General features: G+C 53.9%; 22 protein-coding genes. 14 read left to right on the forward strand and 8 right to left on the reverse strand.

Annotated elements, in window-relative coordinates:
- The first annotated feature begins 418 nt into the window (after positions 1-418).
- From V7676_RS15290 to V7676_RS15325, 8 genes are all read left to right on the forward strand, one after another.
- Positions 419-850: an antitoxin Xre/MbcA/ParS toxin-binding domain-containing protein gene (locus tag V7676_RS15290; RefSeq protein WP_335660478.1), complete on the forward strand. Its 432-nt coding sequence runs from the start codon at positions 419-421 to the stop codon at positions 848-850.
- Positions 847-1,329, forward strand: coding sequence for an RES family NAD+ phosphorylase (locus V7676_RS15295; protein ID WP_335660479.1), 483 nt, complete (start codon positions 847-849; stop codon positions 1,327-1,329). Before V7676_RS15290 ends, V7676_RS15295 begins: the two co-directional genes overlap by 4 nt.
- 292 nt (positions 1,330-1,621) lie before the next feature.
- Positions 1,622-5,833 carry a strawberry notch family protein gene (locus V7676_RS15300; protein WP_335660480.1) on the forward strand — a complete coding sequence of 1,404 codons (4,212 nt, stop codon included), beginning with the start codon at positions 1,622-1,624 and terminating at the stop codon, positions 5,831-5,833.
- Positions 5,834-6,074: 241 nt separating this feature from the next.
- Positions 6,075-8,120, forward strand: a complete 2,046-nt coding sequence (locus V7676_RS15305) for a ParB/RepB/Spo0J family partition protein (protein ID WP_335660481.1) — start codon at positions 6,075-6,077, stop codon at positions 8,118-8,120.
- Positions 8,121-8,214: 94 nt separating this feature from the next.
- A complete protein-coding gene (locus V7676_RS15310) occupies positions 8,215-9,156 on the forward strand; it encodes an ArdC family protein (RefSeq protein ID WP_335660482.1) in 942 nt (313 codons plus the stop codon).
- A 49-nt stretch (positions 9,157-9,205) separates the two neighbouring features.
- Entirely contained in the window at positions 9,206-9,688 is a 483-nt protein-coding gene (locus tag V7676_RS15315) for a hypothetical protein (protein ID WP_335660483.1), read from the forward strand.
- The gene (locus V7676_RS15320) at positions 9,678-9,875 is read left to right on the forward strand and encodes a hypothetical protein (RefSeq protein ID WP_162493139.1); all 198 of its coding nucleotides are present in this window, start codon (positions 9,678-9,680) and stop codon (positions 9,873-9,875) included. Before V7676_RS15315 ends, V7676_RS15320 begins: the two co-directional genes overlap by 11 nt.
- Before the next feature lie 311 nt (positions 9,876-10,186).
- Positions 10,187-10,690, forward strand: a complete 504-nt coding sequence (locus V7676_RS15325) for a hypothetical protein (RefSeq protein ID WP_335660484.1) — start codon at positions 10,187-10,189, stop codon at positions 10,688-10,690.
- Here the strand turns inward: V7676_RS15325 and V7676_RS15330 are convergent.
- Positions 10,647-11,132, reverse strand: coding sequence for a hypothetical protein (locus V7676_RS15330; protein WP_335660485.1), 486 nt, complete (start codon positions 11,130-11,132; stop codon positions 10,647-10,649). The two genes, V7676_RS15325 and V7676_RS15330, sit on opposite strands and share 44 nt — an antisense overlap.
- An 88-nt stretch (positions 11,133-11,220) precedes the next feature.
- Here V7676_RS15330 and V7676_RS15335 point away from each other — a divergent pair, with 88 nt between their 5' ends.
- From V7676_RS15335 to V7676_RS15355, 5 genes are all read left to right on the forward strand, one after another.
- Positions 11,221-11,814, forward strand: a complete 594-nt coding sequence (locus V7676_RS15335; protein ID WP_335660487.1) for a DUF6927 domain-containing protein — start codon at positions 11,221-11,223, stop codon at positions 11,812-11,814.
- Between the two features lie 8 nt (positions 11,815-11,822).
- Positions 11,823-13,082 (forward strand): hypothetical protein, encoded by a 1,260-nt coding sequence (locus tag V7676_RS15340; RefSeq protein ID WP_335660488.1) that lies wholly within the window; start codon positions 11,823-11,825, stop codon positions 13,080-13,082.
- Positions 13,083-13,674: 592 nt separating this feature from the next.
- Positions 13,675-13,992 carry a single-stranded DNA-binding protein gene (locus tag V7676_RS15345; protein WP_335660489.1) on the forward strand — a complete coding sequence of 106 codons (318 nt, stop codon included), beginning with the start codon at positions 13,675-13,677 and terminating at the stop codon, positions 13,990-13,992.
- 114 nt (positions 13,993-14,106) lie between these two features.
- A complete protein-coding gene (locus tag V7676_RS15350; RefSeq protein ID WP_335660490.1) occupies positions 14,107-14,625 on the forward strand; it encodes an MBL fold metallo-hydrolase in 519 nt (172 codons plus the stop codon).
- A gap of 48 nt (positions 14,626-14,673) precedes the next feature.
- Positions 14,674-15,459, forward strand: a complete 786-nt coding sequence (locus V7676_RS15355; RefSeq protein ID WP_335660491.1) for a rhodanese-like domain-containing protein — start codon at positions 14,674-14,676, stop codon at positions 15,457-15,459.
- 118 nt (positions 15,460-15,577) lie between these two features.
- Here the strand turns inward: V7676_RS15355 and V7676_RS15360 are convergent, their stop codons facing one another.
- From V7676_RS15360 to V7676_RS15380, 5 genes are all read right to left on the reverse strand, one after another.
- Entirely contained in the window at positions 15,578-15,853 is a 276-nt protein-coding gene (locus tag V7676_RS15360) for an HU family DNA-binding protein (protein WP_335660492.1), read from the reverse strand.
- A gap of 137 nt (positions 15,854-15,990) precedes the next feature.
- Positions 15,991-17,229, reverse strand: coding sequence for a hypothetical protein (locus V7676_RS15365; protein WP_335660493.1), 1,239 nt, complete (start codon positions 17,227-17,229; stop codon positions 15,991-15,993).
- Positions 17,230-17,557: 328 nt separating this feature from the next.
- The gene (locus V7676_RS15370; RefSeq protein WP_335660494.1) at positions 17,558-17,860 is read right to left on the reverse strand and encodes a YkvA family protein; all 303 of its coding nucleotides are present in this window, start codon (positions 17,858-17,860) and stop codon (positions 17,558-17,560) included.
- Between the two features lie 265 nt (positions 17,861-18,125).
- Positions 18,126-19,253 (reverse strand): hypothetical protein, encoded by a 1,128-nt coding sequence (locus V7676_RS15375; protein ID WP_335660495.1) that lies wholly within the window; start codon positions 19,251-19,253, stop codon positions 18,126-18,128.
- Positions 19,250-19,588, reverse strand: a complete 339-nt coding sequence (locus V7676_RS15380) for a hypothetical protein (protein WP_335660496.1) — start codon at positions 19,586-19,588, stop codon at positions 19,250-19,252. Before V7676_RS15380 ends, V7676_RS15375 begins: the two co-directional genes overlap by 4 nt.
- A gap of 153 nt (positions 19,589-19,741) precedes the next feature.
- Here V7676_RS15380 and V7676_RS15385 point away from each other — a divergent pair, with 153 nt between their 5' ends.
- Positions 19,742-20,851 (forward strand): IS110 family transposase, encoded by a 1,110-nt coding sequence (locus V7676_RS15385; protein WP_442955452.1) that lies wholly within the window; start codon positions 19,742-19,744, stop codon positions 20,849-20,851.
- On the opposite strand, the gene V7676_RS15390 is transcribed toward V7676_RS15385, so the two are convergent.
- Both V7676_RS15390 and V7676_RS15395 read right to left on the reverse strand, forming a co-directional pair.
- On the reverse strand, positions 20,846-21,025 hold the full coding sequence (locus V7676_RS15390; RefSeq protein WP_335660497.1) for a hypothetical protein: 180 nt from the start codon (positions 21,023-21,025) through the stop codon (positions 20,846-20,848). The genes V7676_RS15385 and V7676_RS15390 overlap by 6 nt on opposite strands.
- A 156-nt stretch (positions 21,026-21,181) precedes the next feature.
- Positions 21,182-22,291, reverse strand: a complete 1,110-nt coding sequence (locus tag V7676_RS15395; protein ID WP_335660498.1) for a glycosyltransferase — start codon at positions 22,289-22,291, stop codon at positions 21,182-21,184.
- Positions 22,292-22,297: the final 6 nt, after the last annotated feature.

Raw genomic sequence — 22,297 nt, forward strand, 5'->3', positions numbered from 1 at the left:
AGCCTCAAAGTGATTCAATGCGGTCGATTAATTTCAGCTTCCAGTCAATGTTTCGACACAATAGGAACGACATTCGATCTTTCAGGAACGATCCATCGACCTTCCGGGAACAACCCTTCGACACAACGAGAACGAATAGCCGACACTCTGGGAACGGTAAAATTCTGCGACTCGCCCGTTTCCGCACAAGACAGCGGTTGAATCTGCCTTTAACCTCATAACCTTATTATAACCCTCTAACATGCAATGATATTTATATAGGTTAATGATTCACAGGAGAAGGCCATAAACGCACCTTTGCGAACCTTCGGATGGGTTTGTGCCAGCCTTAATATTGAGGCCATTCAGGTGGTCGTGGAATTTCGCTTGCAAACCAACTGATAGCTACTTTAGTCTCAATTGAGACAAAGGAGCTTTCATGGATCCACAAAGTTATAGCATTGAACAACTTCTAGGTATGTCATCCGATGGAGAAGACCTGCTCGGCCTCGCTCTGTGCATAGAAGAAGGGCTACCAGTGGAGGCAATCGATCATCTTGTAGCCATAGTAGCACCGGGAGATATCAATCTCAAATACCGCTTCCTACCCAAACCGACGCTGGCACGGCGGAAAAACTCGGCCAAGAAGATATTGACGAGCGACGAGGGCAACAAGCTCGCCAGAGTTGCCAAGGTGATGAGCTTTGCCTTGGAGATATACGGTGACATTGAAAAGGCGCGAACATTTATGTCGAAGCCGCATATTATGCTCGACAACAGGATACCCTTGGAGATAGCTCTCGCAACCGGACCGGGAGCGGACTCAGTGATTAACATATTGGGCCGGACCGCTTATGGCGGCGGCGTGTGAGCACTCAGCACACCGACCAAATTCTCACCGCCTACCGGATTGGTGCTCTAAACGGCAAACATCCGCTCTACGGTGATGAAGGATCGCGGTTTTATCCCGGCAGATGGAACAAGCGGACCAGCCCCGTCGTCTATTGCTCGCAGCATTATTCAACACAGATATTGGAAAAACTTGTTCATGCCAACGGAGTGATGCCGCCAGACCTTTATTTTATAACGATCATTATTCCAAAGGGCATTTGCTATGAAAAATTCCAGACGGCTGCCCACTCTGGGTGGGACGGTAAATCGCAACGCATCTGTAAGGAATTTGGGGACAGGTGGGTCCGTGAAAAGCGCTCGGCTATACTGCTGGTACCCTCGATACCTGCGCGATTTGAAACAAACATACTGGTAAATCTTGCTCATGATGCCAGCAAAGCAATCACTTATGAGCGCGCAAAACGAATATCTTGGGATGATCAGCTTTACCGAAGCTAGCAGCGGGCGCTACCTTATGGGATACAAGCTGGTAGGATAACGATGCGACGCGCGAAAGCTTGCCTCTCGATCATGACATAAACCAATCCCCACCGCCCTCTGCCGGCGCATACGCTATGATTTGAATGGGGCACGAGCAATTTATTGCACCGATATTCAGTCCATCTTCTATTTTTCTCATCATTTGAACCATTTTGCTGCTCGAAGGCAGCGCGCCCGCTGGTTGCGCACGGGCCGGAGGGGAGGGGGAAGGGGAGGGTGATCAATTTTGGTCGATATACCGGAGGTTTCCATGCCGATTGACCCATACAGTATTCCCCACCCTAAAGCGTCTATCCTGCTCTCCGCCGGAGTGAACCTGTCCTCAAAGCTTGACGAGCCGCTTACACGAGACAGGCTGATCAAGCATCTTGCCGCAGCAGCCGACACTAGCACAGTTCAATTCACCATCCGCGACGCCTTCGAAATGCTCGAGTGCGCTATTGTTGCCCATATTCAACAGAACAATCGGGCCGCAAGCCAGCAGCTTCCCGGTTTGATTGCGACCTATCCTGGTCTTCCAACGCACACCGTTCGCAGCGAGTTGCAAGTGAGCCGACAGCAATTTTCGACCCCTGCACCGCTCGCACTTTTTGCACAGGCGCGGGCGGCGTTGACTCCCGAGGATTTTGTTCTCGAACCAAGCGCTGGCACCGGTTTGCTTGCCACCGAAGCATTACGGCTCGGCGCAATGCTCAGGCTCAATGAACTGGATGCATGCCGACGCGCGCTGCTCACCGGCCTTTATCCCGGCGCCGCCATAACCAATTGCGATGGAGCCGAAATCGCCGCACGCTGGCAGGGAAGGGCGCCCACCAGCGTCCTCATGAATCCACCCTTCTCGCGCAACGCCGATGGTTATGAAGATCATTTCACTGCGCTCAGACACCTTCATTCGGCCCTTAAAGTGCTGTCCAGCGGAGGAAGACTAGTCGCTATCCTGCCGAGCTGGATAGACCGTCCAGGCCGCAACGCGGCGAGTCTCGCCAAAATGATCACGGGTGCCTCGATTATCGAACGCTTTACGTTGGCCGAAGGCTGTTTTGCCAAGCACGGGACGAATATCGCGACGACCTTGCTTGTTCTGGATAAGCTACCGAATCTGCCGATGATTCATAATATTCACATTGCGGCCTTGGCTGAGCTAACTGACCAGCCAAGGCCCCTGCCACGCCGGGAGATAGAACCACAGACCAGAACCCCATCGCCAACCAAATCAATGTTCGGCGGCTTTATCCGCCCTGCAGAGCCGGTGCAACCCATTCCGGCTCACAGGCCAGTTGAAGACGCCGTCACACCTGTTGTTTACACCGCACTCGAGGAACCTGCTGCGCTAGGCGAGCAAGTTGGTGACTATCTTCCGTATCGTCCGGCACGGATGATCTTCGAGCAAGCCGGCGAACATCCTACAGCCCTTGTCGAAAGTCTTGCCATGGGCTCGGTAGCGCCGCCCAAACCCGATTACCGGCCTATGCTACCAACGCGCGTCGTCAAAGACCGGGTCTTATCGGCCGCACAGCTTGAAACGGTCGCTTATGCAGGCCAGGCCCACGCCGACTGGCTGGCCGGTAGTATTGACGACGAGAACACAGAGGAGGTGATCGAAAAGCGGATCCGCAAGGGGTATTTTCTTGGCGACGGGACGGGAGCAGGCAAGGGGCGCCAGATCGCTGCTACTATCCTCGACAATTGGTTACAGGGACGACGCAAGCATATCTGGGTGTCGAAGAACGCAACCTTGCTTGAAGACGCCCGCCGCGATTGGACGGCAGTTGGCGGAATCGCCGCCGATATCCAGCCTCTCAAAAATTGGCCACTGGGTACAGACATTGCAATGAGCGAGGGGGTGCTGTTCCTTCCTTATGCCACGTTGCGATCACAGCGCGAAGATAGCAGTCGCCTGACCCAAATATTCGATTGGACCGGCCCCGAATTTGACGGTGTTATCGCCTTCGACGAAGCTCATGCAATGGGCGGCGTTGCAGGCGGTGAAACCGCTCGCGGCAAGACCAAGGGTTCTGAACAGGGAATGGCCGGTGTGACCCTGCAGGACAAATTACCAGCTGCACGTGTTCTTTATGCTTCGGCGACCGGCGCGTCGAACGTCAATAATCTCGCTTACGCCGTGCGCTTAGGCCTCTGGGGCCCCAATACGGCCTTTCCGACGCGTGATCTGTTCATTGAGGAAATTGCCGCTGGCGGCATAGCTGCGATGGAAGTGGTCGCGCGCGATCTCAAATCAATGGGACTCTATACCGCCCGTGCGCTGAGCTTCGCCGGCGTTGAATATGAAATGCTTGAACATATTCTTTCCGCCGAGCAAATCGAAATCTACGACCGTTACGCCGAAGCCTGGTCAATCATCCACCAGAATATGGAAGCTGCGCTCGAAGAAAGCGGAGTAATTGATGCTGTATCGGGCGATACACTCAATGCGGGAGCCAAGGGTGCAGCTCGTTCCCGATTTGAAAGCGTCAAACAGCGGTTTTTCCAGCAGCTCCTTATGAGTTTGAAACTTCCGAGCCTATTTCCTGCGATTGAAGCCCATATTGCCGACAAGATGGCGATTGTCATCCAGCTTGTTTCAACCGGTGAGGCTATGCTTGACCGGCGACTGGCAGACCATGACAATGACGCCGCAAACGAGCTTGATATTGATCTTAGTCCGAGAGAATATCTTTTTGACTATCTCACCCGCGCTTTCCCAACCCGACAAATGCAGACCTATATCGATCTCGAAGGCGAAATGCGTTCGCAACCGATGCAAGATGACGATGGTAACCCGGTCCACTGTGCCGACGCAATCGCACGGCGTGATGCATGCCTCGAACAGCTAGGGGCAATGCCGCCAATCTCCTCCGCGCTCGACGCCATTATCACCCGCTTTGGCGAAGACAATGTGGCCGAAATTACCGGAAGGAGCCGCAGACTGTCCACCGCAAGCGACGGTCGCCAGCTCGTTCAGCGCCGTTCGGCGCGGAGCAATGCGGCAGAAACCGATGCTTTCATGGAAGACCGTAAACAAATACTGATCTTCTCTGACGCTGGCGGCACGGGGCGCAGCTATCATGCCAGTCTTGATGTTCCCAACCAGCGCCGCCGCGTCCATTTTCTTCTTGAACCGGGCTGGCGCGCTGATGCGGCTATCCAGGGGCTTGGACGGACCCACCGCACCCATCAGGCAAGTTCCCCCCTTTTCCGGCCCGTCACTACAGATTGCCGGGGTGAACGGCGCTTTATCTCGACCATAGCTCGGAGGCTCGACAGCCTCGGCGCGCTCACCCGCGGGCAACGTCAGACCGGGGGGCAAAATCTGTTTGACCCAGCTGACAATCTGGAAAGCGACTATGCCATGTCCGCGCTCAATGCCTGGTTCCGGCTGCTGCATTCCGGCAAGCTGAAAAGCGCATCGTTCCAGGATTTCCAGAAGCGGACAGGCCTTGAACTCGAAGGCGAGGGCGGTGAACTGCGTATGGACCTGCCGCCCATCCAGCGGTGGCTCAACCGCATCCTCGCACTGCCAATCGCCATGCAGAACGCGGTCTTCGACGAATTTCTCGGGCTAGTAGAACAGCGTGTAGCAAAGGCACGGGAAGCGGGAACGCTCGACCTCGGGGTTGAAACCATCGCTGTTCAAACCCTCGAAATCGTCTCCGAGCGCTTACTGCGGACCGATCGGTGCGGAGCGACAACCAAACTCGCCGAGCTTGCAATCACCCGGAAACGCTTTGTTCGCAGCCACGATGACATCGATTTTCGGCGTAGCTGGGACCAAAGCGCCGAGCCAATGATAAACGATAGGTCGGGCAAGGTCGCGCTTATGGTTAGCCAGCGCGATTCGCTGCTCGACGATGGAACCACCGTCCGGCGCTTCAAGCTCATCCGTCCTGCACGTATCGACCATATCGATGACCAGGCGCTGTCCGAAAGCAACTGGCGGAAAATTCGCGATACCCAATTTGCAAAGCTGTGGAATGCTGAAGCCGAAGAAGCGCGCGATACCCTCGAAAATGACACCCTGTTCATCGCTACGGGATTATTGTTGCCCGTTTGGCGCAAGATTCCCTCGAAGATGCTTTCGGTTGTGAGAATCGCAGCCGCTGACGGTCGCTCAATTCTTGGGCGCGTGGTCGACGCCGGTGATTTGGGCGCGCTTTGCGAAGGGCTAGGTCTTGAAGCGCCCAAACTCACTCCCAATGCAATGATTAAAAGCGCCCGCAGCGGTGCCCGGATCCCGGTCAACGGACCAGACCAGCTAACGCTCAAAACGTCTCGCGTGGCAGGAGCCCAGCGGCTCGAAATTATCGGCGCTCATGCCGCTCGACTTGGCTGGTACAAGTCGAGGGGCTGTTTCACCGAGATTATCGCCTATAAAACACGGCTTTTCATGCCGGATACAGAGGCCGCAACCATCCTCGAGGCGATTTGCGCGAAAAGTCAGACAGAACGAACCAAGGTCGCCTGAGCCGCACCGCTTTCTTTTGATAGCTGAGCAGGTTGTGCAACCGATAGACCGGTTTTCATTACGGCTACGCCCCCAATCCCGGCACACCAGCGCCAGTTCGTTAAATCGAGACCGGTGACCCAAGCAGGCAACCCAATAGCCAGCGGCGCTTGCGCGCCCGCGCGGGCAGGAGGGGAGGGGGAAGGAGAATGGTGGGCCTGAAGGATGGCAATAATGTCATCCGGCTCTGGAGAACTTCGCTATGACCATTCAAATCATTCCACTCAATAAGCTCAGGCTCTCGCTGCATAATGTGCGCAAAAGCGGTGCCGAAACCAATCTGGATTGGCTCGTTGCCAATATCGAAGCCAAAGGCGTGCTGCAGAACCTGATCGGCGGCACAGCCAAGAAAAAAGGCTTTTACGACATTTTTGCTGGCGGCCGACGCCTGCGCGCGCTCAACATACTCGCAGCATCTGGCAAGATTGCCAAAAATCACGGTATTCCAGTGATGGTCAGTGACGAGAGCGCCGAAGGCATAGCTGAAACCAGTCTCGCCGAGAATTTTCTCAGGGAGAAAATGACACCGACCGACGAATGTCAGGCTTTTCTGCACTTTCTGGGTACAGATGGTGACATTGATGCGGTTGCCAAACGCTTCGGTCAAACGCGCCGCTTTGTCGAAGGCAGACTCCGGCTTGCTACACTTGCCGAACCCATTTTCGATATTCTCGCCGTTGGCGAAATGACGATGGAAGTAGCTAAGGCCTACGCCGCAACCGCTGATCAGGCAAAGCAGCTTGCAGTGTTTGAAGAAGTGAAGGGCAGCTGGCTTGAAAACAATGCTCACGAGATTCGCAAGCGTATTCTCGGCGCATCAATTCCAGCATCACATCCTGTTGCTCTCCTCGTCGGCGAAGCCGCCTATACAAAAGCAGGTGGGCGCGTCGCAAGGGACCTGTTCACCGAAGCCGAAGCTGCTGAATGGCTCGATGGTGATCTTGCCATCGACCTTGCCAGCACGTTGTTGCAGGAGGCTGCAGCTATCCATGCCGAAAAAAGCGGCATCGGCACGGTTGTTCCATTGCTCGCCAAAGGCTCAACCTGGACGGACCGCGAGGAACTCACGCAGGCACGGCTTGACCGCGAACCACTGAGTGAAGCAGCCGAGACGCGTATTGCCGAAATTGAAGCCGAACATGGCCAGATAGAGCAGCTTTTCGAATCTACCGAAATGGATGACGAGGAGATCGATGCAATTAACGAGCGGGTCGCCAAACTCGAGCGGGAAGAAGAAGAACTGCGCGATACCAAAGTGCTCATTGATGAGGAACGCAAGGCTTCTCTGACCCAGTTTATGGTGATCGGCGAAGACGGTAAGCCGCGTGTCGAGGCCAATTACTGGGAAGTCCCGCAAGCCCGCCAAAAGGGCGATGGCGATGGCCACAAGGATCCCAAAAAGGTTGCGGCCAAACTTCAGGGTCTCTCCGGCGTCCTTGCCGATGAACTCTCGATCGCCCGTCGCGATATTCTGGCACTCCACGTCGCCAGCAATCCGGCCATCGCGCTTGACCTCGCAATTTTCACGCTCGCCGACCGGGCGGTCGGAAAATATTCCGAGCATGGATGTTCCCTCGAGGTGGCACGGCGCAACGATCCCAGCGTACGCGGCAATCTGCCTGACAGTCTTGCAGGCGCAGCGCTTGGTGAAATTCGCAAACAGCTCGATACCGCATGGGCAGCGCATTCCGCGGCAGCCGAGCGTTTTGAAGCCTTTCGCGAGCTCGACGAAGAGACCCGCGCAACCTGGCTTGCCGTCTGCATGGCTAGCAGCATGGAAGCCTCGCTTGGCGGCAAGGGTCTGCAGCACAGCAACCCCTTCCACGATCATCTGGGTCAACTGCTCGACATCGATGTTGCGGCATGGTGGCGGCCAAGCGCAGGCGGTTACTTCGCCCGTGTCCGAAAAGCCGGGATGCAGCGTGCGCTCGATGCCATCGGAGGACCGGTACTGGCTGCAAAATATGCCAGCTCCAAAGTCGCTGAAATGGCCGACGCCTGCGAAAAGCTCTGTGATGGCAGCGCGATCACAGAGCCGGAAATTCGCGAAGCGGGGATTGCATGGCTACCGGCAGCGATGCGCTTCGATCCCAACCAGGCCGAGGAAACCGGGGCCGAGGGCGAGGAATCCAAAGGAGGAGCAGCGGGTGAGGATAATAGCCACCCCGCCGGCGAAGAGCCAGAAAGCGGGTGCGAGGGTGAAGCGGACGGCAATAGCAAGGCCTCGACCACCAGCGAGAACGCCTGAAAAGGCTGCCTGAATACAAAACCACAAACCTGCATGCATTGCCCCGTTGTCATTCGGCAGCGGGGCAATTGCGCGCGCTCAAAGGATAATACCCATGAAAACCGACATCTCAGCCACGATTACTGCAACTATTATCGCAAAACTTGAAGCGGGAACAAAACCCTGGGTCAAACCCTGGACCGGGCAACCGATCTCGCGTCCGCTACGCCATTGCGGCTCAGCCTATCGCGGGATTAACACATTGATCCTCTGGATGGCGGCGGAAGAACGCGGTTATATTTCGCCCTACTGGATGACCTACCGGCAGGCGATCATCCTTAAGGGACAGGTTCGCAAGGGCGAGAAATCATCGCAGGCGGTCTTCTACAAGACACTGGTCACCAAGGACGGTAGGGCAGATCAGGACAGCATCGATGACAATGCAGTCGGTAGCGGCGATGAAGGACAAACGCGGCGCTTGCTTCGTCAATATGCGGTCTTCAATGCTGAGCAGATTGACGGGCTTCCTGCTCATTTTTACCCGATACCAAAACCGGCTCAAAAGATACCCGAATCCATCCACCGGCCCCGGCTAGAGGCAATATTCGCCAAAATCCCTGCGGCGGTCCGTCACAATGGCAATCAGGCCTATTATAATCGCACCCGCGATGAGATCGTTTTGCCAGTTATCGACCAGTTTCCCAACTTTGAAGTTTATTTTGCGGTACGGGCACATGAGACAGCCCATTGGACAGGCGCAAAACGGCGGCTTGACCGCACTTTTGGCAAACGCTTCGGCGATGCAGCCTATGCCATGGAAGAACTTGTTGCGGATATTGCTGCCGCTATTCTTGGCGCAACACTCGGGCTACCAGAAGCGCAACTCGACAATCATGCATCCTACCTCGCGCACTGGCTCAAGGTCCTCAAGTCCGACAAAACTGCCATCTTGACCGCCGCATCCAAAGCTGACGAAGCGGTCAACTTCATCTTGGGTTTTGCCCAGCAAGGCCCGTGCCGGATCGTTGGTCGCGAGCCCCAGCTTGTTGCGGCCTGAAGCCCGATCCGACCAAAATCCACCATTATGACATGTGAGGAAGACCAACATGGCCAATTATTTCACCCATATTTCGTTCAAGCTCGCTGTGACACGCGAGGAAGCGGAACAGCTTGTTTCAGTCATTGCAAGCGCGGCATCCATCGAAGATGGAAACGGACCCATGCTGGCACCGGAAATCGAGAAGGCATTCCGCACCGACAGTCAGATTCCAGATCAAAACTTCTGCGAGATTATGGACGACTTGATTTTCGGCATTGAGTGCATTTACAATGAAACCAGCAGTACTCTCACCATCTTTGACAGCGATGGCGCGCCCAATCTCTCGGCGCTCGGACAATGCCTCCAACGCCTATACCCAGAAAAGCTGCCGCTCGGGTTCGTTTATGCCGATACCTGCGATAAGGCCCGCGCCGGTGGTTTCGGCGGAGGATATTTCGTCATCACGGGTGACACCATATCCCAACAGACGCTTGCCCATATGCTCGATAATGATCTCACCGCGCTCGCGGAGACCTCTGGTGTCAGCTGACCAGCGCACTGCGGGTCACGTTGCCACGCTCGAGAATGCATACCGCGTCGCCACCCGCGTTGCCGAAGCGACCAACCAGGATATGCAGGTTTCCGCAACCGGCAAACCGGAACAACCCTTTATCGCGGAACCCGCCAACACCGGAACCCAGCGCGTCATCGCAAGGATCCTTGCTGATCGAGACTGATACAAAGCTCAAGGAGTTAGATATATGAGAATTATAGCCTACAAAAGCGAAGCTGCAAGGCCATTGGAGTGCCAATTCCCGTTCGCGATCTTCGCTTTTGCGAAGTTTCCCATTGCAGCAATACTGGTGCATATTCAGTTTTGGTTACTGTGGCAGCCGTTGATTACCTCATCGACATCAGTCAGCATGATTTGCAGATAATGGCGGACGTAAAAGCCAACAAACCCAGCGCATAAGCGCGATTTCAAATTCATCATAGCCGCTTGCCGTGACGGATTCGTCGCGCGCTCAATCAACGAAAGGACGTTATCATGGCAGACCGCTGTTCAGCTTCAATTACCATCGGAGGAAAGCTAGCCGCCGCCGATCTTCCCCAGCTTCTCACCGCCATCAGTGATGAAGGCCTCTCTACCGAATTTGACGGCCCAACATTTGAGCTAAAGGAACTTGTGAGCGGCGAACCATTATTGCTTAGCGCGCATGAAGTTAGCTGGGGCACGTTCACTGAACTGGAAGCCTTCTGCCGCACCCACAAACTCGCCTACACCCGGTGGACCGGCATGTGCGCCGGTGTATGGGGGTGCTTCCGTACCGTTTATCGCGGTGCAGCCGAAACCAGAGAGGGGGATGACGCCGTTGACGAATATGACGTCAGCGAGGACGATCAGATTCTGATCGGCGAACAGCTGGCCCATAGGCTTGGTTCATTTCGTGCGATTGCCGATCATTTTGTCCGTGCCGCGTTCGCCGTGCCGCCGCTGGTTATTGTGGCTAGCGGGCCTGAGCAAAGGGAGCCCATTGCGCCCCGAGCGTAAAGTCGCCCGAAAACACGCCCAGAGGGCCATCAACATCGGCGGTCACATAAGGATCATCGGCAATCACCACGCCGCTGCCAAAAACCGCTCCTTCACGGGCCAGTTGTGCGCGTGCTGCAAGCAGTTCGACCAGACGGCCCAGATCAACAGACGTGCCAAGCGGGTCCCGGCCTGCCAGTATATACCACAGGCACCGCTGATAATCATTGCCGCGGCCGCCAAGAATGGCCGCCAGTGCGGTCTTGGCGTCAGATTGTCCTGCCATCAGACCATTGACTGTGCGCGAAAGCTCGGATGCAGCCGACAATGCATCCTCCGGGTCAACCCCAACCGAAGCACCGGCAAGCGCGCGAAATGTCCAATGTTCGTCGCAGCAATCACGCATTTCGATCAGACCAAGATCCACATCAATATTTTGCAACCAGTTCGGTGCCTTGTTCATATCAAATTCCTTATCGATTGTGGACATAGCGTGAACATCGGCCCCCTGTCAATTTTACCGTGACGACCACATAACAAGGAGAACAACAATGGGATGGCTATTCATGAATTCACTGGGATACCACAAAACGCCAAAAGCCTATCTTGAAGATCAATTCACATTCGAGAACGATGCGGGCAAGAGCGAAATACTGGCCTCTGCAATGATCAAGATGCGCACCTGGTATGCCGCGTGCCGCCAATATAATAACGACACCGGCCAGACCACTGTGTTCGCGCTGGTATGCTTGGTCAAATATAATAAGCGCGCCAGCGACGGGATGGTTTTCGGTTACAAGGATATGAGCGAAACCATGGGACCAAACGAATCCGAATGCCCCGCAAGGATACTTGACATGCTCGGCCCCACGACCAGCGAATATGCCCTGCAGTGGCGCGCCCGCTGCAGGGCGGTCGCAACCCGAAAGCAACGGCCCCCACCCAAGGACGGCGACATGATCGTCTTTGCCCAATCGATCAAATTTACCGATGGAAGCGAAGGGCGGCGTTTCCTTGTTTCCCGGCAGGGACGCAGGACGATCTTCCTCAATCCAGCGGCGGGAACACGCTACCGGATTTCCCGCTGGAAGGAGCTGAACTGGACCACCATAACAAAGATTGATGTCAAGCTGCCAGCAGCTTAAGCAAGGCCATGTGGTTGGTCCCCAGAGGCGCGAAAAACGCAAAAGGCAAAGAGCCGATCGCACCGGCGCTTAGTGACACATTGCGCATCTGGTACACCGGGCGCGGCGATCACCGCGATGAAGAAGCAGCGCTGATGCTTGTGCGCCATGCCCGCAGAAACGGGCAATGGATCGCCTGCGACTGTCAGGGCGAGCTTGCCACACCGATGCTCTCGCCCGCCTTGCTCACCGGGGCCGACACCTATTATCTCAGGCGGCTGACAGCGCGAAGCAGGCCTGAACATGGAATCAAATGTCCATTTTTCCGGGAACAGGCTTTCACCACTATTACCAGCCAGAAACGTCCCGCGCGCAACCAGCCTGAAGGCTATTTTTCTGTGCTGCGTCCACCCGCGCTTTCACTGGCGCAGCATCCCGAAGAGAAGCCGGAGCCGCGCGATGCAGCAAGCCACGGCGCTCCGCGTCTTGCAAAGCTGCTGTGGCGCCTGCTCGAACTGAGCGGGCGCACGATCATTGAAGCAAATGAACAGGACAAACGTGACATTTCGAGCGAATTTGCGGCAGTGCGCCAGCTCGCAGAACGATTGGAGGTTGCACCCGGCATACCGCTGAGCCGCGTCCTCTTCACTCATCCGCGCGATTGGGAATCGCGGCGCATATTTGCAGTGCTACGCGAACTGGCTAAAAGCTGGCCCAAAGGCCATGAGCCGCAGGCCTATCTGCTCGTCTTTGCCCGCAAGGTCCACGAACACAGCATCGAAACCACAGACGGCACCATCGATCTCGCAACCCGACTTCGCCACCCAGGCACGCGGGAAAAACCAATCAGCGGGCCCGACCTGACTTTGGTTGCTATCGGAGAGGATCCCGATGCGCGCGGTTACGGCGCGCTTCGCGCATGCGGACAGCCTGTCCACAACGGCCACCGCTTCATTCCGGTAGATCATGATTTCGACCGGGTCATCGTCGAAGCTTTGATCACCGCGCGTCACGTGCTCGCGCGGCAAGACATTGGCCTTACCGCCACGAAACCCGTGTTCGACTACATCACCCCTGATGGCCCGGTTCATCCGCCCTGGCTCATCTCCCTGCAGCGGGGAAATAATAGCATTTCCGTGGTTTTTGAAACCAGCAGCGCAGACTATGAAGAACCGCGCCGGGCGCGGGCCTTGGGGTTCATTGGCGTTGTCCTTGAATTAGACCGCTCGACACTACCCAACCTCTCGTCCGATCTCGCTGAGATTGCACGGAGCATCCCTTCAGCCTGACGGTGAAGGGGGTCTGGCCGGGCTCCAATTTATTGCGCTGGAAGAGGACGCCGGCGCGTCGGTGAACGAAGGAGTGGCGGACAGAGAATGGTGATACCAAAAAATCATATGGCCTGCCGTTTGGCACGCACACCGTAATTTGCTGTTCCTGGACTCTGCCTGACCAGTGACAATGGCTTGCCCTCTCCCTCGTCTGTGCGCATTTGAACAGCAGCTCGAAAAAGCGGCACATGGTGCTTGGCTTGCAATTGTTCGGTCCTAGCGCGAAAATGTCCCAGATGTCCTCGGGCGAGCCTGTATTCCTGCAGCGCATGAAAGATGGCGGCGCGCAGGGCGCGTCATCCCGTCCGCTGCACTATGACCGGGTTTCAATATCGTCCAAATGGTTCGAAACAACCCCTTCTTCCTCACCTGCCCATAGCCCCGAGCGGGGGGACGCCATGCAACCACAAAATTGGCCCCGTGTTGCTACGCTGCCCGCGCCAGACCATTTTTGCGGTGTCCCTCGGCAAGCCTCGGTGCAGACGCCCCCGCCCGGTTCTCATTCATGGGCAGGCAGAAGGAATTGTCCCAAGCCATAAGGAGAAATGATATGAACCACGTTATTTTATCAGGCCGGGTAGGGGAAACCCCATCGCAGCGCGCCGCCGTCACAAGTTTCAGTCTTGCCACAAGCATCAATAAACGCGCAGAAGGCAAGGCAGTTATCGGCGAAAACGGCCATCCCGAACAATATACTGAATGGCACCGCATCACCTGCTTCAACGGTCTGGCTGAAACCATCGCCAAACATGTCGAGAAGGGCAAGAAGCTCACCGTCATTGGACGTATTCACTATAGCCAATATGAGAAAGACGGCGTGAAGCACAGCGGCACCGAAATCATCGCCGAGCAAATCGAGTTCGGTTAAACCGATGCAGGGCCGGGCATTGAGACCGGCCCTGGTTCTCGATAGCCAGAAACTGAGCGATATTGGGAACTTCAACCAAGTTTGCACGTAGTCTCTTTTAGGCAAGGAGCAATCATGTTATTAAAAAAAATCAAGACGCCGGTTCTATCCCATCTTTCCTATCTCGTCGGTTCAGGAGGCAAGGCTGCCGTCATTGACCCCAGAAGAGACTGCGATATTTATCTGGAGATAGCGCGCGCCGAAGGCTTGGAAATCACCCATATCTTCGAGACCCATCGCAATGAAGATCTGGTATCCGGTGCGCCCATTCTTTCCGGCATGACGGATGCACCGGTCTTCCATGGACCCAATGCTGCGGGAGACGTTGTTTATGCAGAAATTGCCGGTAACGGCGACCGCTTTGAAATCGGGCAACTCGTTCTTGAGGTCATCGAAACCCCGGGCCATACCGACGATCATATAGCTTTTGCTCTCTATGACACGGAATATTCGGACGGCGCTGTCGGTGTATTTACCGGAGATGCGCTCTTTGTAGGCGACGTAGGGAGAACCGATTTCTACCCGGACCGCAAACAGGAAGTTGCCGGGCTTCTTTTCGATTCCCTGCAAAAAATTCTGTCGCTGGGCGACTAGGCGATAATATATCCCGCACATGGGGCAGGGTCGGTTTGTGGATCGGGAATGGCGGAGCGGGAGTTTTCTACACTCGGGCATGAACGGAGAAATAATCCCCGGTTGCAAATCGAGAGCCGGGATGAATTTATCGAGATCAAAATCAACGAGAACCATTATCAACCGCCCTATTTCCGGTTGATGGAGCGCCTCAATCTGGAAGGTGGAGATCCCGCTCCGCGCGTAGCAAAGCCAAAAATTTTAAACCTGCCAGAAATGGAAAGTCATTCTCCCACCCATCTGGTGGATGTCCGCGACCCAATGGCATACGCCTCAGGTCACTTCCCGGGTTCGCTGAGTTTGCCGGTCGGCATGATACCGGCATTTGCAGGATGGTTCATAGGTGAAGGAGACACCGTTCTTCTGATCGGTTCGGACCAAAGCCAGCTTGCCGCAGCAACGGAGCATCTTGTTCGCATTGCCCTTGACGATATTATCGGCGGCTATACCGGCATCGTCCCGGCTGCTGCGGCAGGGAGAATCATGGAGCAAATTCCAATGATCGAAACGGAGGAAATTGAAAAACGGCTGAACGAGGATCGCGGCGATTGGACCTTACTCGATGTCCGTGATGCAGATGAACGTGGAGAGGCATCAATTGATGGTTCAGAGCATATCTATGTTGGTGAATTGAATGAACGCTGGAAAGAACTCGATAGATCACGTCACTATACCATGATGTGCGCGAGCGGCATGCGGGCGACCGTCGCTGCAGGATGGCTTTCCAGTCAGGGGTTTGAAAAAATCGACATTTATCTCGGTTCGATGGGAGCCTGGCAGGCGTCTCTGGCTTAGAGGCATACGCGATTATCGGTGCCACCAAACCATGCAGCGCCATCGCTTGTTAATGAGCGAAACTGGAGCGGTAGCTGACCGACAGCTTCAAAGCTGCGGTCGTCCTCTCGCGGAGGAATTACGCGTTGACAGCGTCTTTCAAGCCCTTGCCTGCTTTAAATTTCGCTTGAGTAAATGCCGGAATCTGCATTGGTTCGCCGGTACGCGGATTACGCCCCGTTGAAGCTTTACGCTTGGATGTCGAGAAGGTACCGAAACCGACAAGGCGAACGTCGCCGCCACCCTTCAATGCACCGGTAATCGAACCGATAACTGCGTCTACCGCTTTGGCGGCATTGTTTTTGCTAAGCCCGCTGTGGTCCGCGACGCTACTGACAAGATCCATCTTATTCATGTGTATAACCCCTTGGTAACGGCAATTCGTCATGAATCGCGCGATCATCGGAGGGCATTAACACCTCAATGTTGCTGTAAGTCAAAAGAAACTCGTCATATTTTGACGATTTTCTCCGCAGGCCGGTAAACAATGTCCTAAGCCTCTGGCCGGGCGGCGTCGCGCAGCTCGGCAATCGCCACCGCGAGTTTTGGTTGCCCGACCTTGCGCAAGCCTGCAACAAGGCCGGCAATGAAGTTGCTCTTTGACAAGATGTGATGGACAAGGGCGATGCGGTTTTCCGTGCGATGATGACTAGTTAGCGTCTGATCAAGAAGACGAGCATATTGATCGCCGAAAAGTCCATCACGGCCTATATAGAAGATGGTTTGTAGCTCGGCGAACTCTTCGATCGAGAGCATTTTTAGAACCGCGCCGTTGAGCTCACGCATATCGTCGCCATATCGCATGATCTCGTCGAAACTTACGCTAGCAGCATTGACTACTCGCGGCTTTTCGTCCGATTGCGCCGGTGGATGCACCTTGAGCCAAATCTCGGCAATCTCCATAATCTTTTCGGATGTGAGATAGCTCAATTCGGTATCGAGGCCGATTAGCACTTTAATTTCGCGCGATGCCTTTATCGCCGCGAGCGCATTGGAAAATCCGTTGCTGCTAAGGTCAAACCGTTCCATCGTGGCTGCCCTGCGCGCAATAAAGGCCTCCTCGGTCCAGGTCGATTTCGCGCCGACTATCCCCGCAATCTCGATGAGATCGGAGCGGGAGCAGTCTTTCGTACTGTTACCTGCAACAACCTCCTGAGAGAGGCGGAATACGCGGTCCATGAGCCGCCCTAGAATATCGCGGAGTTCGACGATGCTCGCCTGCACAAAATGCAGATTGACGACAGCAAGCTGTTCGAGGCTTTGCTTGCCTTCCTGATTTTCGAAATAACGCAGTTCTTGTCCGTCGATATCGTGACGAGTGAAGCTTTCGACGAAGGGTTTGAGTTCGGCTAAGTGGGTTCTGCAGGCGAGGTCGCCGATCATCTGAGCGCTCAGATGATCCCAATAACCCTCGACATCATGGTTGATTGGTCCTTCGCGCTCGCGCGCCATGCCGATCGCCACCAGTTCGCGCAGAATATATTTGAGCGCTAGCTCCAGGCCATGCCGTGCGTTATAAAGGATCGGCATCGCGAGTGTGTCTCGGCTTCCATAGAGTTTCTTCGCGATCAGCGTGTCAGCGAGCAACTGCGCCGCTTCCATATAACCTTCGACATAATTGATCTCATCGCCTTGTTTGCCGATGCATGCATTCCATTCGCCGTCGTTGACGGTTTCGAAAAACGGGTCGTGCACAACGCCATCGCGCAAAAGCTCTCCCATCTCTGGCATGCCCTTTATCTCTCCCGATCACGCGGCTAAGTGCAGGTTGGTTCGGGTGATGGCGCGGCATCGCCCTCCGAAGAGCAATACTGGCGGTTCTACACACGTTCGACAAGAATTGATTTCTGGTGTGCCCGAGGGATGCTACAAACGGTTGCTCACAAACGGCACCACCATTCGCCCTTACCTTGCACTGGGAATGGCAGAATAGCAGAAGCAGTTTATAATTGGCCGATTATCGCAATGTTGAAGGCATAACATATTCTGGACCGCTAGAGGACGTTTGCGATTATCCAACTTGCCAAAGCCAGTAAGGCCGCCGCCCATACAGCGGCTATCAAAGCGGCCGCGACATAGTCACGGGACGATCGGATCTGAGGAGTGCTTCTGCACTGTAATTTGCCATTAACGGAGCAGGGATCAGGCGTATTTCAAGTGTAATCCCTAGTGGCAAAATGAACAGAACATCAAGATACTTAATTACGGAAATAAAGTCTGGTATTAGGTCGATGGGGCTCAATGCGTAAGCGGCCACGCCTGCGGTTACCAGCTTTGCAAGCAAAGGCGTGCGGGCGCTACTACGTGCCGCAATCCCCATAGCAACGACATCGCGCTTCAATGCCCGCGACCACAGTTTCATTTTCTCGATTCGCCTTGCTCAATGTTGATGAATATAACGCTTCATCCACTTTAGCGCCAATCCGCGAAGCGGGTTCGTGCATTGGATGGGAAGCTGACTGACTTCTTCTGGTTCATTGCTAGGAAAAGCTGACATTCCATCATGGCTTAGGTTTTTGCAATTGCACCAAAGTTACTACAGCAGTTCTTCGATAAAAGGGAAGCCAGCATCGACTGACTATTTGTAGTCATCAATCTCAAAAAATGATGACCGAGTCTATAAATTTTCAAGCATTAGCCAGAATTGACATCAACGCATCAGCGGCACGGCGGATGGGATTCCAAGACGGGTCTCCCGTTGCCGCTAAGCAGCCTTTTTCCTGAAGTTCTGCATAGTCTGGGTGACAAAGAAAGGCTCGGTCCAGATTGGCCAGAACTTCTGAAACAGAATAACAAACCGGTCCAAAGGACCAATGCGCGTAATCAGGGTTCCCCTGCCATTGAGTCGTCCGTTTTGTGAGGAAAATACAAGGCTTAGGTTCGGACAGAAATTCATAGACCTGACTACTAACGTCCCCAAGATAGATATCCGCAGCTCTTGTATAGCTCATGTCTGAGGATTTTGAGCTCCCCAAATCAACGTGAATGTTTTCAAATTTAGAATAAACCTCAATCTCGTCTCTTTTAAATTCATTTTGATTTGCAAACAATCGAACATGCGGGGCTACGATGAAGTTCATATCCTTTTTTTTAGAGAAAGCTTCCAGAAGTTCGTGACCAAAATCTTTCCACGACGACAAGCCTCGGCTAAAGTGCGGATTGTATAAAACCGTTGGCCTTTTGATTGGGAAAATTGAGGGCATATCTACCCTTAACTGCTTGATAGCAAAGGGTTTGATATAGCCTGTGACAGAGCAGGTATCTTCTCGAACTAAACCTAACTCAACCATCCTTCTCTTATCTTTCTCTCCCGCGACCAGAACATGATCGAAATGCCGAATACGAGGGTCATAGCTTTTCGCGCGATCCCCTGCACCGTGCGGGATGTGTATAAAAGGTGGCAGGCGTCCGGAGAAATATCTCAGAATTGTAGATGTGCGTTCCACCACGACTATGGCGTTTAAACTGTTCCAAATGTTTAGATGTAGCAACAAAAATGCGAGCTTAGGAGAGACAAGTTTTGCTATCGGGTTAGGGTTCAGGACTCTTATCTTTGTACGTTCCGCGCCGAGTGGTGTCAGAACACGTTGACATGCCTCCGCCTCAAACGTTGACAAAACAAACACCTCTACGTCGATATTTGGGTGTGCCTCTAGTTCTACCGCAATTGGAATAAGATGCAATACATGGTGCAGACCGCCTACGAGCAGAAGTCCTACGGTTTTTCGTTCAAAATGAATTTGAGACTTGGTCACTTAAATCTGACCATTGAGATTTTACTGTGTGTTTGCCCGAGCCAGCGCCAAAATCCCTTCACGATAATTGATAGCGAGGTTAGCAGCGCTTTCCCCATATCTATATCTGGAAAACCATCAGGCCTTGTTCGAAAATAGGTCGGCCGAACTTGCCGAGCCATTTGTGAGTGCGAGCGCAGCTTTTTATCGCATGCGCGCCGCAGCTGCTCCTCACGATCTTTCAAGATGACAATGGCAACCTTTTCTGGCGAGAAGTGAATGTAATCATGAGGCTCAATTCCGCTTTGCGCATTTAGGAAAATGGCTGACCAATCAATTGCCGCATCCTTTTCCATTTTGTATGGGTAAACCTATTTATCCAAAATTGCGATGGCCAATGTGCAAATGTCATTGGGGAGGTTTTCCGTACAGCCAATGTTGGGGAGGTTTTCCGTACAGCCAATGATTGTGCCCTTTCGCGTCTCTTGTAGCTCCGTCTCCGTTATTCGATGCGAAGCGTTTCGATTATTGGTCTGGATTTTGCGAAGTCTGTTTTTCAGGTGCACGGTGTGGATGCGCAAGGCGAGGCTGTTGTTCGGCGGCGCCTGACGCGCGGCCGCTTGCTGAAGTTCTTTGCCGGATTGCCGCCTTGCCTGATTGGCATTGAGGCGTGTTCCTCGTCGCATTTCTGGGCGCGTGAACTGGTGGCTTTGGGGCATGAGGTGAAGCTGATGCCCGCCCAGTATGTTAAGCCCTATGTGAAGCGCGGCAAAAATGATGCTGCCGATGCCGAGGCGATTTGCGAGGCGGTGACGCGCCCGACCATGCGGTTTGTCGGCATCAAGTCACCCGAGCAGCAGAGCGCGATGATGTTACACCGGGTGCGCCTGATCTTGAATCGTCAGAGGACACAACTCTCGAATGCGATGCGGGCTCATCTGGCCGAGTTTGGTATTGTCGCTCCTGCTGGCCGCAATGGCCTGGAACGGTTGCTCGATGTTATCGCAAACCCTGAAGACTTGCGCCTTCCGTCCGACGCCCGGCTCTGCCTGAAGATGCTGGTGAGCCAGCTGCGGATGGTCAAGGAACAGATACTGGAGAATGATCGTCGTATTCTCGCGCAAGCCCGCGCGACGGACGTGGGCCGCCGCCTGATGGAGATCCCGGGAGTGGGGCCATTACTGGCCAGTGCCTTTGTCGCAACCATTACCGACCCTGCCGTCTTCAAATCGGGCAGAAACCTTGCTGCCTGGATCGGCCTTGTTCCGCGCCAGAACTCAAGTGGATCCACGATGCGGCTTGGCGGAATCTCAAAAGCAGGCAATCGCTATCTGCGGCAAATGCTCATTGTGGGTGCCATGGCTGTAATCCGTCAGGCCATGCGTTACGCCGACAAGTATGTCTGGCTTTCGCAGCTTCTGGCGCGCCGAGAAGTCAAGTGTTCCCCAAGCCTATACGTCTATTTCCGCAGCATTGCGGCCTTGGGCCAGAACCCTTCAGTGGCAAATTGTCTGGCGGCTTGTGAAGCTTTGATGATCAGCGAACGGACCATCGGTACCATAACGATATCCGGAAATCTGCGCAATATTGCGAGCATCGTCTGCGAAAACTTCCTATAATAGTACTATGTCCGGCTGTTGTCCTTTTACGCCTAATTGCAGCAGCCGCTCGCCGAACTTTTTTAGGGCATCTGGGCCGCCATTTGCTAGCGGCCAAGGCACGCCTTTGACATTATAAGTAAACACGGACAGTGCGCCGTCAAAAAGGACGTTGCGGGAAAATATTCTGGTCATGGTTTTACGGCGGGCGTAACCGATGAACCTAACACAATGGCAAGCCTGATTGCCCCAATGACGCAACCGATTAAGCCGCAGCTAGACCTTTTTCAAAAATCCGGCACATAACATTTAGACCGGACGAACAACGTTATTCCTCACCTAATGTCTGTGTTAGAACAGGGCGTTAATTTGGGCGATATGGTCGTAAATGCCGTTTTCGATACTATAATTTTGAGCGGCAAGATGCAAAGTATCGCTTTTGGGCCGCGCAAGTGCATGCGCCATCATTTTTGCGATATCATTGGGGATTGTCGATTCAATGATATCGCAGCCTTCCAACGGCCCGATAATTTCCCGTGCGGCTGGAAAACAATCTGTAGTCAGCACAGGGCAATTCGCCGCTAGTGCCTCGAGTACAACTGCTGGTAGTCCTTCATATCGAGAGGTCATGACGAGCATATCTGCTTTGTGCAGCCATTCGCTCACGTCGTTTACAAAACCCGGCATAGAAATCCGCCCCTGAAGCTTCAACCTCGCAACCAATTGTTCGCATTCATACTTTTGACTGCCATCCCCTAGAATGATCAGATCCGTATCAAAACGGTTTAAGGATGCGAATGCCTTTATTAATAGGTCAAACCGTTTCTGAGCCTCGAAACGGCCAATGGCTATTATAGTTTTTCTATTGCTGGAGGCTCGGTCAATGGATGGTTTTACAAGCATCGCCTTGGTCACATACGGGTTGGTAACGGTTACGAATCTGTCCTGCAAAGATGGAAATTGTCGCCGCAACATCTGTGTCTCAGCTTCGCTCAGTGCCAATGTCCGTTCAGCATTTCTGATCGCCAGACTATATCCAAATTTGCGGATGGCGGCATAGAATCCATGATCCTGTTGCCGAATAATCGGGTTCGTCGTTTTGAGTATTGTTTTCGGGTTTGACCGCGCAAACTTTGCCGCAGCGATGGTGAGCCAGTTCATATGATTACAAGTGGATATCAAACAATATGGTTTATGCTTTCCTATCAATTGAACGCAGGCTGGAAACAGACGCACAAGGTCTTTCGTTCGCGCCCCCCGGGACGAGCCCAGATAACAAAGATTGACCTTATTACTAAGCAAGGGAAGTAATACATCCTCCCCGGAACCGTTGTCGCAAAAGACGACCAGATCAACCTCATAGCCCGCTTGCGCAAAACCGTCGGCCAGAAAGCAGGCGACCCTGTCGATACCGCCCTTATCCAATCGGTAATGCAACAAGGATATGCGTTTATTTTGCATACAATA

The sequence above is a fragment of the Parasphingorhabdus sp. genome (assembly GCF_036963805.1).
In the GTDB taxonomy this organism is placed as follows: domain Bacteria; phylum Pseudomonadota; class Alphaproteobacteria; order Sphingomonadales; family Sphingomonadaceae; genus Parasphingorhabdus.

Excerpts from the sequence above, each read along its gene's own strand:
- V7676_RS15290 (WP_335660478.1), top strand. The coding sequence starts at position 419 with ATGGATCCACAAAGTTATAGCATTGAACAACTTCTAGGTATGTCATCC.
- V7676_RS15395 (WP_335660498.1), bottom strand. The coding sequence starts at position 22,291 with ATGCAAAATAAACGCATATCCTTGTTGCATTACCGATTGGATAAGGGC.
- V7676_RS15315 (WP_335660483.1), top strand. The coding sequence starts at position 9,206 with ATGGCCAATTATTTCACCCATATTTCGTTCAAGCTCGCTGTGACACGC.
- V7676_RS15380 (WP_335660496.1), bottom strand. The coding sequence starts at position 19,588 with ATGGAAAAGGATGCGGCAATTGATTGGTCAGCCATTTTCCTAAATGCG.
- V7676_RS15365 (WP_335660493.1), bottom strand. The coding sequence starts at position 17,229 with ATGCCAGAGATGGGAGAGCTTTTGCGCGATGGCGTTGTGCACGACCCG.
- V7676_RS15330 (WP_335660485.1), bottom strand. The coding sequence starts at position 11,132 with ATGAACAAGGCACCGAACTGGTTGCAAAATATTGATGTGGATCTTGGT.
- V7676_RS15360 (WP_335660492.1), bottom strand. The coding sequence starts at position 15,853 with ATGAATAAGATGGATCTTGTCAGTAGCGTCGCGGACCACAGCGGGCTT.
- V7676_RS15355 (WP_335660491.1), top strand. The coding sequence starts at position 14,674 with ATGGCGGAGCGGGAGTTTTCTACACTCGGGCATGAACGGAGAAATAAT.
- V7676_RS15310 (WP_335660482.1), top strand. The coding sequence starts at position 8,215 with ATGAAAACCGACATCTCAGCCACGATTACTGCAACTATTATCGCAAAA.
- V7676_RS15390 (WP_335660497.1), bottom strand. The coding sequence starts at position 21,025 with ATGACCAGAATATTTTCCCGCAACGTCCTTTTTGACGGCGCACTGTCC.
- V7676_RS15335 (WP_335660487.1), top strand. The coding sequence starts at position 11,221 with ATGGGATGGCTATTCATGAATTCACTGGGATACCACAAAACGCCAAAA.
- V7676_RS15305 (WP_335660481.1), top strand. The coding sequence starts at position 6,075 with ATGACCATTCAAATCATTCCACTCAATAAGCTCAGGCTCTCGCTGCAT.
- V7676_RS15325 (WP_335660484.1), top strand. The coding sequence starts at position 10,187 with ATGGCAGACCGCTGTTCAGCTTCAATTACCATCGGAGGAAAGCTAGCC.
- V7676_RS15385 (WP_442955452.1), top strand. The coding sequence starts at position 19,742 with ATGCGAAGCGTTTCGATTATTGGTCTGGATTTTGCGAAGTCTGTTTTT.
- V7676_RS15370 (WP_335660494.1), bottom strand. The coding sequence starts at position 17,860 with ATGAAACTGTGGTCGCGGGCATTGAAGCGCGATGTCGTTGCTATGGGG.
- V7676_RS15340 (WP_335660488.1), top strand. The coding sequence starts at position 11,823 with ATGTGGTTGGTCCCCAGAGGCGCGAAAAACGCAAAAGGCAAAGAGCCG.
- V7676_RS15345 (WP_335660489.1), top strand. The coding sequence starts at position 13,675 with ATGAACCACGTTATTTTATCAGGCCGGGTAGGGGAAACCCCATCGCAG.
- V7676_RS15350 (WP_335660490.1), top strand. The coding sequence starts at position 14,107 with ATGTTATTAAAAAAAATCAAGACGCCGGTTCTATCCCATCTTTCCTAT.
- V7676_RS15300 (WP_335660480.1), top strand. The coding sequence starts at position 1,622 with ATGCCGATTGACCCATACAGTATTCCCCACCCTAAAGCGTCTATCCTG.